The 12,747-nt window shown below is 47.6% G+C and carries 10 protein-coding genes; 5 read left to right on the top strand and 5 right to left on the bottom strand.

Annotated features, from left to right (window positions below):
* Positions 1-152 precede the first annotated feature (152 nt).
* Positions 153-1,007 (bottom strand): type I methionyl aminopeptidase, encoded by an 855-nt coding sequence (gene map, locus I2F54_RS05215; RefSeq protein WP_009121135.1) that lies wholly within the window; start codon positions 1,005-1,007, stop codon positions 153-155.
* Between the two features lie 163 nt (positions 1,008-1,170).
* On the bottom strand, positions 1,171-1,683 hold the full coding sequence (locus tag I2F54_RS05210) for an outer membrane beta-barrel protein (RefSeq protein WP_022218173.1): 513 nt from the start codon (positions 1,681-1,683) through the stop codon (positions 1,171-1,173).
* A 245-nt stretch (positions 1,684-1,928) separates the two neighbouring features.
* Between I2F54_RS05210 and araJ the strand changes: the two genes are divergently transcribed.
* The 3 genes from araJ to I2F54_RS05195 are packed head-to-tail and all read left to right on the top strand — an operon-like array spanning position 1,929 to position 3,994.
* Positions 1,929-3,071, top strand: coding sequence for an MFS transporter AraJ (gene araJ / locus I2F54_RS05205; protein WP_087425989.1), 1,143 nt, complete (start codon positions 1,929-1,931; stop codon positions 3,069-3,071).
* 56 nt (positions 3,072-3,127) lie between these two features.
* Positions 3,128-3,568: a hypothetical protein gene (locus I2F54_RS05200; protein ID WP_022218175.1), complete on the top strand. Its 441-nt coding sequence runs from the start codon at positions 3,128-3,130 to the stop codon at positions 3,566-3,568.
* A gap of 12 nt (positions 3,569-3,580) precedes the next feature.
* Positions 3,581-3,994, top strand: a complete 414-nt coding sequence (locus I2F54_RS05195; RefSeq protein WP_022218176.1) for a hypothetical protein — start codon at positions 3,581-3,583, stop codon at positions 3,992-3,994.
* A 119-nt stretch (positions 3,995-4,113) separates the two neighbouring features.
* Here I2F54_RS05195 and I2F54_RS05190 read toward each other — a convergent pair whose 3' ends face one another.
* Together I2F54_RS05190 and rlmD are read right to left on the bottom strand one after the other, a co-directional pair.
* Positions 4,114-5,025, bottom strand: a complete 912-nt coding sequence (locus tag I2F54_RS05190) for an RluA family pseudouridine synthase (RefSeq protein ID WP_022218177.1) — start codon at positions 5,023-5,025, stop codon at positions 4,114-4,116.
* 54 nt (positions 5,026-5,079) lie between these two features.
* Positions 5,080-6,507, bottom strand: coding sequence for a 23S rRNA (uracil(1939)-C(5))-methyltransferase RlmD (gene rlmD / locus I2F54_RS05185; protein ID WP_195500649.1), 1,428 nt, complete (start codon positions 6,505-6,507; stop codon positions 5,080-5,082).
* Positions 6,508-6,714: 207 nt separating this feature from the next.
* Between rlmD and ppdK the strand changes: the two genes are divergently transcribed.
* Positions 6,715-9,435: a pyruvate, phosphate dikinase gene (gene ppdK / locus I2F54_RS05180; RefSeq protein ID WP_022218179.1), complete on the top strand. Its 2,721-nt coding sequence runs from the start codon at positions 6,715-6,717 to the stop codon at positions 9,433-9,435.
* Positions 9,436-9,641: 206 nt separating this feature from the next.
* Here ppdK and I2F54_RS05175 read toward each other — a convergent pair whose 3' ends face one another.
* Entirely contained in the window at positions 9,642-10,262 is a 621-nt protein-coding gene (locus I2F54_RS05175) for a superoxide dismutase (RefSeq protein WP_022218180.1), read from the bottom strand.
* A gap of 123 nt (positions 10,263-10,385) precedes the next feature.
* Between I2F54_RS05175 and I2F54_RS05170 the strand changes: the two genes are divergently transcribed.
* Complete coding sequence (locus I2F54_RS05170) at positions 10,386-12,731, top strand: ATP-dependent helicase (protein WP_195500648.1); 2,346 nt, start codon at positions 10,386-10,388, stop codon at positions 12,729-12,731.
* The last annotated feature ends 16 nt before the right edge of the window (positions 12,732-12,747 follow it).

Genomic DNA, 12,747 nt, shown 5'->3' with positions numbered 1-12,747 from the left:
AGTTTCAATGGGCTGAACATTCGGTGTCAAAGGGTGGTATCCGCCGTACCAACGGTTGGTACAAGCAATACCAAAGCGTGGTACGAGGAATACCAACGGTTGGTACGGAGAGTACCACACCGGGGAATGTCTTGCAGCCTGCGGGCTTATGCCTATTGCGTCAGTATCTCGTTTCCGTTTTCGGTAATGAGAATCATGCTTTCCCATTGGGCGGAAGGCAGACCGTCGTCGGTGCATACTGTCCAGCCGTCGGCTTCGTCGATGAAGACCTCGTATGTGCCCATGTTAATCATCGGCTCGATGGTGAACGTCATGCCCGGTACTATCAGCATGCCCGTACCGCGCTTGCCGAAGTGCTCTACGTCCGGTTCTTCGTGGAACTTGATGCCTACGCCATGTCCGCAAAGGTCGCGCACTACGCTGTAACCGTTCTTCTCGGCATGCTCCTGGATGGCGGCTCCCACATCGCCCAATCGAGCCCAGGGCTGTGCGGCCTGTATGCCGATGTCACGGCACTCTTTGGTCACCTGCACCAGACGTTGCATCTCGGGACGGACGTCACCAATCATGTACATGCGCGATGCGTCGGAGAAATATCCTTTATATATGGTGGATACATCCACGTTTACAATATCTCCGCTGCGCAGGAACTCTTTGGTGCTGGGGATGCCATGACACACCACATCGTTGATGCTGACGCATACGCTCTTGGGAAAGCCCTCGTACAGGAAAGGGGCGGGGATGGCATCGTGGTCGGTCGTGAAACAGTATACCAGATGGTCTATCTCTGCCGTAGACATTCCCTCACGGATATTCTCAGAGATGTAATCGAGCAATGCGGTGTTTATCTTTGCGCTTTCGCGTATGCCGGCCAGTTGCTCTTCTGTGCGCAGCAAGTGGCGTGACGGCAATTTATATCCTTCTCTTTTATAATGTTGAATCTTGGCTTCTACTTCGTCGGAATAGTTTTTAGGAGCAAACCGGACTCCTTTTACGGACTTCTTCATTATTGCATATTTTATAAACGATGTGCAAAAATACGAATAATTTAAGTGTGAGTATTTATAATGTTTGAATAATTAGAAACTAATCCGTACTTATTCTATGAGAATAATAAAAAAGGGATGCTTCGGAAAGCATCCCTTTTGCGTATACATCGGTTTGTATTGATTAGAATTCGTAGTGGAAACCGAATGAGAGGTCTTCGCTTTTGAGGTTGAAACCGTAACCGCTGCCGGCGTTCATATAGTCGTCCCTGTAACCCAGGAAACCGCATTTGGCAAGTACGCTGAACTTGTCGTTCAGTTTGATGGCGATGCCCGGTTTGAAACCAATTTCAAAACCGTTTACGGCATCGGCGCCTTTCACCTTTTGAGTGGAGAAGCCCAGACCGCCATCGATGAACAGGCGGACAACCTTGTTTTCATAATAAGAGTAACGTGCGTATGGAGCAAGGCCGAAAGCATTGTATTTTCCTTCGTCCAGTTTGCTGTGCGAGAATGTCAATATACCGCCGACAGCCCATTTTTCATTCAGGTTGTATCCTACTTCCGGATTCAGCGTGAAAGTCGTTGCGTCGACATCGTCGTTGTGCCATAAAGATACTGTTCCGCCAACATACACTTGTGCTTTTGCTGATAAAGCAGCCATTGCGACAAATAATAAGATTACAAACTTTTTCATTTTCTTCTTACCTTTTAGTTATACAAATTGTTATTGAACCGTGAATAAGAATATATCCGAACTCCGACCGGCAGAATGGTTGAAGTTCTTGTTGACATGTTCTTTATTCGGGGTGCAAAAGTATAGGTTACATTCGTATGAGACAAATTTTTAGTTACTTTTTTATAAAATAAAGAATCGGGAACGGTACAATGCATTACTTTTGCAGCGGTAAAAAGTTTGTTTTACAGGTTGTATTTTTTCAAATGAAGAAGAGTCTTATTGCGTTAGCGTTCGGCACCTTAGGATTGGGTATCGCCGAATTTACGATGATGGGCATTTTGCCCTATGTTGCCGCTGATTTGAATATCAGTATTCCCGTTGCGGGACATTTTATTTCCGCCTATGCGCTGGGTGTATGCGCCGGTGCTCCCATGTTGATTTTGGCGCGTAAACGTCCGTTGAAACATATCCTGCTGGCATTGATGGCTTTGATGCTGGTAGGAAATCTGGGGGCTGCGGTGGCTCCCGATTATTGGTCGTTGCTGGCGGCGCGTTTCATTTCGGGCTTGCCGCATGGGGCATACTTCGGAGTTGCTTCCATTGTGGCGGGTAAGCTGGCTGACGAGGGTAGAAGTTCCGAAGCCGTATCCATTATGATAGCGGGTATGACGGTCGCCAATCTGTTTGGCGTTCCGCTGGGCACTTCCTTGAGCCACATGCTCTCGTGGCGCGTTACATTCTTGCTGGTGGGTTGCTGGGGCTTGATAGTTCTTTATTATATATGGCGCTGGGTACCTGTGGTAGAGGGGCTGAAAGATACCGGATTCAAGGGACAATTCCGTTTCCTGAAGACACCCGCTCCCTGGTTGATATTGGGGGCGACGGCTTTGGGCAATGGCGGCGTATTCTGCTGGTATAGCTATATCACGCCGTTGCTGACGAACGTTTCGGGTTTCAGCCCCGAGAGTGTGACGGCGTTAATGGTTCTGGCGGGATTTGGTATGGTGGTCGGTAATCTGGTGAGCGGACGGCTTTCCGATAAATATACTCCGGGCAAGGTTGGCATGGTGGTGCAGGGCATGATTTGCATTGTGCTGTTGATGCTGTTTTTCCTGTCGCCCAATCCGTGGTGCTCCGCCATATTGATGGCTCTTTGTACGGCGGGGCTGTTTGCGGTGTCGAGCCCCGAACAGGTATTGATTATCCGCGTAGCTCCCGGCGGGGAAATGCTGGGCGGCGCCTGTGTGCAAATGGCATTCAATCTGGGCAATGCCATCGGAGCATACGTAGGTGGCCTGGCTCTTAGTGGCGGATACCGTTATCCGGCTTTGGCAGGCGTGCCTTTTGCGCTGACAGGTTTCATCTTATTCGTTATCTTCTATAAGAAATTTCAGTCTAAATATTAAGCATCTCATTATTTTTATGTATGTTTGCCCGTAAATATTAACTAAACTTGATAATTATGAAGATTTTGAACTTAGTGAAGATAGTGTTGTTATGCGTAATGACTATCGGGCTGGCTTCTTGCGGGGATGATAACTACTATACCATACAGAATACCGATGAGAAGTTATGCAGCGATGCTTGGATGGAAGATTATACGACCGACGAGGGAGAATGCAGACATATATTGGAATTCACAAAGGGAAAGCAGAATGGCAAGGAAGTTCTTTCCGGAAAAGAAACGCTGATAGTCTATGAAGTCGGTAAGATGAAGACTACGGAGAGTGATTTCACATGGCGGTGGATAGATAACTCGAGAGAGGGACTTGTTCTGAATTACGGAGCCGGTGAGATAAAGTACTTTGAGAATGTTTGGGTACGCGACCATTACCTTTCCGGAAAATTGGATGGAGAAATCATAATGTTGACCGCCTCCAAGTCTATGACTAACCGGAATTAGAAATAAAAGATAATGAGAAAATATTTAAATATATTGTTTCTGTGTACTTTAGTCTTGGGACTGAGTTCATGTGAAACGGACGATGGAGATGATTTCTACATCTATGATACTTTGGTGGGTGGCATCTGGTTAGGAGACTTGGGGTTCGCCGATAATTATAACTCTGCATTGGAAAGCGGACTTTATTTTGAAGGTAACGGTCTGGGAAGAGATGAACAGGCATATTACAATGATCCGTACGGAGAAGTTATGTTCAGCCTGCCTTTCCGTTGGGATGTGCACGGCAGAATCTTAAGACTGGATTATGGTTACGACTATCCTCTGCTGGAAATCTATGATGTATATGTTTCAGGAAACAGGCTGTCCGGCGTTCTGTACGTGGACGGGCATATGGATGGTCCTGTGATGTTGGAAAGGCGGTATTAAGAGTGTCCGCAAACCCGTTATGGTTATTTAGAACGGGTCAGAGGCTATAAATAAAAGGGTGTATATCAAAGTGAATCTCAACTTTCATTCTGATATACACCCTTTTACTTGGATATACCTTATTGTTTCTTTAGGAATAATTTCTTGAAGTCTCCCGGATAAGGCGTTTCAAACTGCATCAACTCTCCGGTCACAGGATGATAGAAGCAGAGCTTGAAAGCGTGTAATGCCAATCGTCCGATAGGATTTACCTCTTCCAATCCATACCGTCCGTCACCTATGATGGGATGTCCCAAATCCTGCATGTGCACACGAATCTGATTCTTGCGTCCCGTCTCCAGATTCAACTCTACGAGTGAGAACCCGTTGGCGCGTTTAATGGTGCGGTAGTGGGTGATTGCTTCTTTTCCGCCATCGTCTGTCGGGTTGGAATATACGTACAGCTTGCGGTCGGTGAGCCAAGACCTTACCATGCCGGCATTGTTTTCCATTTCGCCCGCAACGACGGCTACATAACGCCTGTCGGTCACAATGTCATGCCAGTTGTCGCGCAATGTGTTCTGCGTCTTTTCGTCTTTGGCAAACATCATCAATCCCGAAGTATCACGGTCCAGGCGATGGACGATATACACACGGTGCTGTCTGCCCGACCGCTGAACATATTCGTTCAATATGGTATAGGCAGTGCGTTCTTTCTGTCTTTCCGTATTGACGGACAACAGACCCTGCATCTTCTCGACGACAATGATATATGCATCCTCATATACAATCTTCAACAGTTTGTTGCTGAACTCTTTACGTCCTTTCTCGCGGCTGATTTGCACTTTCATGCCCGGTTTCAAAGGGAAATTGTACTGCGTTGTGATAACACTGTCCACATATACAATTCGTTTGCTCAATAATGATTTCAACTTGGTACGGCTGGCATCCGGCATTTTGGCAGCCAGGAATTCCATCAGTTCCATCGGCTCTTTTACCATGTAGTCCGTATATTGCGTGCGGGCTCTTGCCATGTTTCTTTCTTTTGCCACGAGTATAATAATTTGTAATTAATGATTCGTTTCAATTCTCAAGCCTTTCAACTCTTAAACTTCTGCTTTCAGTTCAAGCAGTACCACGTTCTCCACATGGTGCGTATGCGGGAACATGTCTACCGGCTGTACGGCTTTTACTTTGTATTTTGCATCGAGCAACTGCAAGTCCCTTGCCTGCGTGGCAGGATTACAACTCACATACACGATGCGTTTCGGCTCGGCAAACAAGATAACATCCACCACATCCTGATGCATACCGGCACGGGGGGGATCGGTGATGATTACATCCGGACGGCCGTATTCGTTGATGAAATCCTGCGTCAGCATATCCTTCATATCGCCGGCAAAGAACAGCGTATTCTTGATGCCGTTGATTTCCGCATTGACCTTGGCGTCTTCGATGGCTTCGGGCACGTATTCGATTCCGATAACCTGACGCGCCTGCTTGGATACGAAGTTGGCAATGGTTCCCGTGCCCGTATAAAGGTCGTATACCAGTTCGTTGCCTGTGAGTCCTGCGAAATTGCGGGCTACTTTATATAGATTGTATGCCTGTTCGGAGTTCGTCTGATAGAACGATTTGGGGCCTACCTTGAAACGCAGGCCTTCCATTTCCTCAAAGATATGGTCTTTGCCTTTGAACGTATGCACGTCGAGGTCTGTAATGGTATCGTTGCACTTATTATTAATAATGTATAATAACGACGTGATTTCGGGGAAAGTATCCGCTACATACTGCAACAGCTGTTTGAACAAAGCCATTTCCTCGTCTTTCTCAATCTTGCAGATAAGGATTACCATCAGCTCGCCGGTACTGGACGTGCGCACAATCATATTGCGCAACATCCCTTCCTGCGTACGCAGATTGATGAACGAGTAATCGTGCTCGTAGGCATAGTCGCGTACCGCATTGCGGATACGGTTGGATATATCATCCTGCAGCCAGCATTTCTCTATGGCCAATACCTTGTCGAAGGCGTTGGGAATGTGAAAACCTACCGCGTTCATTTGCTCGTACACCACGTTTTGCCGGACTTCTTCCGCAGTCAGCCAGCGTTTGTTGGAAAAAGTGTATTCGAGTTTATTCCGATAGAACTCCGTTTTTTCGGAGCCGAGTATCGGCGATATTTCCGGAAGCTCTACTTTTCCGATGCGGGTAAGGTTGTCCGTTACTTGTTTTTGCTTGTATTTTATTTGCTCTGAATAGGGGAGCACCTGCCATTTGCAACCGCCACATATACCGTAATGTTGACAAAACGGGACTGCTCTTACCGGTGAGTATTGGTGGAACTTCACCGCTTCCGCTTCTGCGTAATGATGCTTTTTTCTCTTGATTTGTAGGTCTACCACGTCACCCGGAACGACGTATGGTACGAAAATTACCAAATCATTGACCTTTGCGATGGCTTTTCCTTCGGCAGCCACATCCGTAATCTCCACCTTTTCTAACAGGGGAAGTTCTTTTCTCTTTCTTGCCACTTTTACACCAGTATAATAAATTCAGTGGCAAAAATAGGTATTTTTTCGGGATTTCTCTCTATGAATCGGAATATTAAATTTTGCAATGTCGAAATTGCATTTTGCCTTAAAGTTTTTTCTTAAAAAGTTTTCTAGTCTGCGAAATATACTTAGATTTGCGAACAGAAAAATGAAAAAAATCACAATCAAGAACTTTAAATTTATATTATGGACAAAAAAAGAGTTTATACCTTTGGTAACGGCCAGGCGGAAGGAAAAGCCGGCATGAGAAACCTTTTGGGAGGTAAGGGAGCTAACTTGGCAGAGATGAACCTTATCGGAGTTCCGGTTCCTCCGGGCTTTACAATTACGACAGAAGTTTGTACAGAATATTATGAAATGGGGCAGGACAAGGTTGTTGCTCTGTTGAAACAGGAAGTGGAAAACGCCATCGCACACGTAGAAACGCTGATGCGTTCTAAATTCGGCGATGTGGAGAACCCGTTGTTGGTTTCCGTACGTTCGGGCGCGCGCGCTTCCATGCCGGGTATGATGGATACGATTCTTAACCTCGGTTTGAACGATGAAGTGGTGGAAGGCCTGATTCGCAAGACGGGCAACGCTCGCTTTGCATGGGACTCTTACCGCCGTTTTGTACAGATGTACGGTGATGTTGTATTGGGAATGAAGCCGGTAAACAAAGAAGATGTAGACCCCTTCGAAGCTATTATAGAAGATGTGAAACATGCCAAAGGCGTGAAGCTGGATAATGAACTGGAAGTGGAAGACCTCAAGGAACTCGTGAAGAGATTCAAGGCTGCCGTTAAGGAACAGACCGGAAAAGATTTCCCGACTTGTGCTTACGAACAGTTGTGGGGAGCTGTCTGCGCCGTGTTCAACTCATGGATGAATGAACGCGCTATCCTTTATCGTAAAATGGAAGGAATTCCCGACGAGTGGGGTACTGCCGTAAGCGTTCAGGCAATGGTGTTCGGTAATATGGGCGACACTTCCGCTACGGGAGTTTGCTTCAGCCGTGACGCCGCTACGGGCGAAGACCTTTTCAACGGCGAATATCTGATTAACGCGCAAGGTGAAGACGTTGTGGCTGGTATCCGTACTCCGCAGCAGATTACCATCGTCGGTTCCAAGCGTTGGGCTGAACTTGCCGGCGTAAGCGAAGAAGAGCGTGCCGCCAAATATCCTTCCATGGAAGAGGCGATGCCCGAAATCTATAAGGAATTGGATGCTTTGCAAACCAAATTGGAAAATCATTATAGAGATATGCAGGATATGGAGTTCACCGTACAGGAAGGTAAGCTCTGGTTCCTTCAGACACGCAACGGTAAGCGTACCGGTGCCGCTATGGTAAAGATTGCCACCGACTTGCTGCATCAAGGCATGATTGACGAAAAAACGGCCTTGTTGCGTTGTGAACCCAATAAGCTGGACGAATTGCTTCACCCCGTATTCGATAAGACGGCTTTGAAGCAGGCTAAAGTGCTTACCCGCGGTCTTCCGGCTTCTCCGGGTGCGGCTTGCGGTCAGATTGTGTTCTTTGCCGAAGACGCTGCCGAATGGCATGCCGGCGGTAAGCGTGTGGTGATGGTGCGTATCGAGACTTCTCCGGAAGATTTGGCCGGTATGGCCGTTGCCGAAGGCATCCTGACGGCACGTGGCGGTATGACTTCACACGCTGCCGTTGTGGCCCGCGGTATGGGTAAATGTTGTGTATCCGGTGCAGGCGCATTGAATATCGACTACAAAGCCCGTACGGTAGAGGTAGATGGCGTTGTGTTGAAAGAAGGCGACTTCATTTCTTTGAACGGTAGCACCGGTGAGGTTTACAAAGGAAAGGTAGAAACAAAAGCAGCCGAATTGTCCGGTGATTTTGCCGAATTGATGCAGTTGGCTGATAAATATACGAAATTGCAGGTACGTACCAATGCCGATACTCCGCACGATGCAGAGGTCGCACGTAATTTCGGAGCGGTGGGTATCGGTCTTTGCCGTACGGAACACATGTTCTTCGAAGGTGAGAAAATCAAGGCTATGCGCGAGATGATTCTGGCGGAAGACGCGGAAGGACGCCGCAAGGCACTGGCTAAGATTCTGCCGTACCAGCAGGCTGACTTTAAGGGTATCTTCAAGGCGATGGCCGGTTGTCCGGTAACCGTTCGTTTGCTCGACCCGCCTTTGCACGAATTCGTTCCCCACGATTTGAAGGGACAGCAGGAAATGGCGGATACCATGGGCGTAAGCTTGCAGTATATCCAGCAGCGTGTGGAAGCGCTTTGCGAACATAACCCGATGTTGGGTCACCGTGGTTGCCGTTTGGGTAATACTTATCCCGAAATCACGCAGATGCAGACACGGGCTATCCTCGGCGCCGCTTTGGAATTGAAAAAAGAGGGCGTTGAGACACATCCTGAAATCATGGTTCCACTGACGGGTATCTTGTACGAGTTCAAGCAGCAGGAAGAGGTTATCCGCGCCGAAGCGGCCAAGTTGTTTGCCGAAGTTGGCGACAGCATCGATTTCAAAGTAGGTACGATGATTGAAATTCCGCGTGCGGCTCTTACTGCAGACCGTATCGCTTCTTCTGCGGAATTCTTCTCATTCGGTACGAATGACTTGACGCAGATGACTTTCGGCTATTCACGTGATGATATCGCTTCTTTCTTGCCTATCTATCTGGAGAAGAAGATTCTGAAGGTAGACCCGTTCCAAGTGCTCGACCAGAATGGAGTAGGACAGTTGGTACGTATGGCTACCGAAAAAGGCCGTGCCATTCGTCCGGACTTGAAGTGCGGTATTTGCGGTGAGCATGGTGGTGAGCCTTCTTCTGTGAAATTCTGCCACAAGGTAGGTTTGAACTATGTCAGCTGTTCTCCGTTCCGCGTGCCTATCGCAAGACTTGCAGCCGCGCAAGCAGCCATAGAAGATTAAGAAATGACAAGAACGCCGTAAGGCGAACTGGATAGGGCAATCAGGCCGTAACTCTCATTTGCATGGGATTACGGCCTGATTTATTTGTAAAGCACGGGGTCTGTTCCTGCTTCTGTTCCTGTACGTTGCAAATAAGCAATAAAAAACGCATCTGTGGCTTTTTACAGCTTACAGATGCGTTGCAACAGGGTTTTATAAGGGGTTGCTTATTTCATTCGTTTTCCTACTGTATCCCAGTCCACGATGCTCCAAAGAGCGTTGACATGGTCGGCGCGTTTATTCTGATAATCCAGGTAGTAAGCATGTTCCCAAACGTCGAAGCCCAGCAGCGGGGTCAGTCCCGAACGTACGGGATTGCTTCCGTTGGCTTCTTTGGTGATATGCAGTTTACCGTTCTTGTCTACCGACAGCCATGCCCAGCCCGAGCCGAATAATCCGACTGCCGCTGCATTAAACTCTTTCTTGAAGTTCTCGAAACTGCCGAAATCACGTTTGATAGCTTCCGCCAGCTTCCCGGTGGGTTCGCTTTGAGACGGTTTCGGAGAGAATTGCAGGAAGTATAATGTGTGGTTCAGCACTTGTCCGGCATTATTAAAAATAGCGCCGTCGGGTGCGGTAGCTACGATAGTAACCAAATCTTTGTTTTCATACTCCGTACCCGGAACAAGATTGTTCAGATTGTTCACGTACGTTTGCAGGTGTTTACCGTAATGGTAATCTATTGTTTGCTGACTGATTACAGGTTCCAGCGCGTTGTTTGCGTAAGGAAGTTTTGGCATTTCATGTGTCATAATCATTATCATTAAAGACATTAATAACGTATTCATAAGTTCAATTATTTAGTTTTGAAACTTTACTATACTAACGTGATAACCTATGGAATTGTTCGCTGGTGTCCGAACCTTTTTTTATCTTTGTGCCCGAACTTTACCCGTTAGATGATTAGGAATATGTCCGATTATATACAAGAATTGAATGAGGGACAGCGAGCCGCGGTGCTCTACAATGACGGCCCGTCACTGGTGATAGCCGGTGCGGGTTCGGGAAAAACCCGTGTGCTAACCTACAAAATAGCTTATCTGTTGGAGAACGGTTATCAGCCCTGGAACATTCTCGCGCTTACCTTTACCAATAAGGCAGCCCGTGAGATGAAAGAGCGTATTGCCCGGCAAGTAGGTATAGAACGTGCGCGCCATCTTTGGATGGGGACATTCCATTCCATATTTTTGCGCATTCTGCATGCGGAAGCCGCACGGATAGGATTTACCTCGAAGTTCACCATTTATGATACGGCGGACAGCAAAAGCCTGTTGCGTTCTATCATCAAGGAAATGGGACTGGATGAAAAGGTGTACAAGCCGGGTATGGTGCAGTCTCGTATCTCTAACGCTAAGAACCACTTGGTGTCTCCTGCGGGCTATGCCAACAACAAAGAAGCCTACGAAGGCGATTGCGCCGCCAAGATGCCCGCCCTGCGCGATATTTACCGCCGCTATTGGGAACGTTGCCGACAGGCGGATGCTATGGACTTCGATGATTTGCTGTTCTATACTTTCCTGCTTTTCCGCGACCATCCGGATGTGCTTGCCCGCTATCAGTCGCAGTTTCGCTATATTTTGGTGGACGAGTATCAGGACACCAACTTTGCCCAACACAGTATTGTGCTTCAGTTGGCGAAAGAGCATCAGCACGTCTGTGTGGTGGGTGATGATGCGCAAAGTATTTATTCTTTCCGGGGGGCGGATATTGATAACATTCTGTATTTTACAAAGGTATATCCGGGTACGAAAGTTTTTAAGTTGGAACAAAATTATCGTTCCACCCAAACGATTGTTTCTGCCGCCAACAGTCTGATAGAAAAGAATCAGCGGCAAATTCGCAAGGAAGTCTTTTCGGAAAAGGAGAGGGGAGAGGCTATCGGGGTGTATCAGGCATACAGTGATGTGGAAGAGGGCGATATTGTAATCAACAAGATAGCCGAATTGCGCCGGCAGGAGAATTACGCTTATTCCGACTTTGCCATACTCTATCGTACCAACGCGCAGAGCCGCGTCTTCGAGGAAGCCATGCGCAAACGCAGCATGCCGTATCGCATTTACGGCGGACTGTCTTTCTATCAGCGTAAGGAAATAAAAGATGTAATCGCCTATTTCCGTCTGGCAGTCAATCCGAATGATGAAGAAGCCTTCAAACGTATCATCAACTATCCGGCACGCGGAATAGGCGATACGACGGTAAGCAAAATCACTGCCGCCGCCACTGACAACAATGTAAGCCTGTGGACCGTACTCTGCGAACCGCTGACTTATGGAGTGAATATCAACAAAGGGACAGCGGGTAAGCTGCAAGGCTTTCGCGACTTGATAGCCGGATTTATAGAGGGCGTTACCGAAAAGAATGCCTACGAACTCGGTACGGAGATAATCCGTCAGTCCGGTATCATCAATGATGTTTGCCAAGACAATTCTCCAGAAAACCTCAGTCGCAAGGAGAATATCGAAGAACTTGCAAACGGTATGGGCGACTTCTGCGCCCAACGGCAGGAAGAGGGTAACGCCAATATCACACTGAGCGATTTCCTTTCGGAAGTCTCCTTGCTTACCGACCAAGATTCGGACAAGGACGGAGACGATGCAAAGATAACCCTGATGACCGTACATTCCGCCAAAGGGTTGGAATTTAAGAATGTCTTTGTGGTAGGGATGGAAGAAGAGTTGTTCCCCAGCGGTATGGCGGGAGACTCTCCGAAGGCGCTGGAAGAAGAACGCCGTCTGTTCTATGTAGCCATAACCCGTGCGGAAGATCATTGTTTCCTTACTTACGCCAAAAGTCGCTACCGTTATGGAAAAATGGAGTTTGGAAATCCCAGCCGTTTTCTGAAAGATATAGATGTACGTTTCCTTAAATTGCCGCAGGATGCGGGATTGAGCCGCAGAATAGATAAGAATGCCATGTCTTTCCGTCGGGAGAACAGAGAAAATATCTCTTCCGACATGTATGGAAAACGTGAGAAAAGAGTTCGTCCCCGGCAGGAAATCATTGCCCCCACCGTTCCACGTAATTTAAAGCGGGTGACGCCTTCTATGGGAACAGCTTCTGCCGCATCTCATTCATCGGCAGTCGCAGGCGGAAACACGGTGCAGCCGGGGCAACTTATCGAGCATGAACGTTTCGGCCTGGGCGAAGTGATGAAAGTGGAAGGCGAGGGTGATAATGCAAAAGCCACCATTCGTTTTAAGAATGCGGGTGACAAGCAACTTCTTTTGCGTTTCGCGCGTTTTAAAGTGATAGGGTGATATTAATAAGAAAAGT

The sequence above is a fragment of the Bacteroides clarus genome (assembly GCF_015555825.1).
Classification (GTDB): Bacteria; Bacteroidota; Bacteroidia; order Bacteroidales; family Bacteroidaceae; genus Bacteroides; species Bacteroides clarus.
Note: the sequence above shows the minus strand (reverse complement) of the source record. Positions and strands in the feature narration are given on the sequence as shown.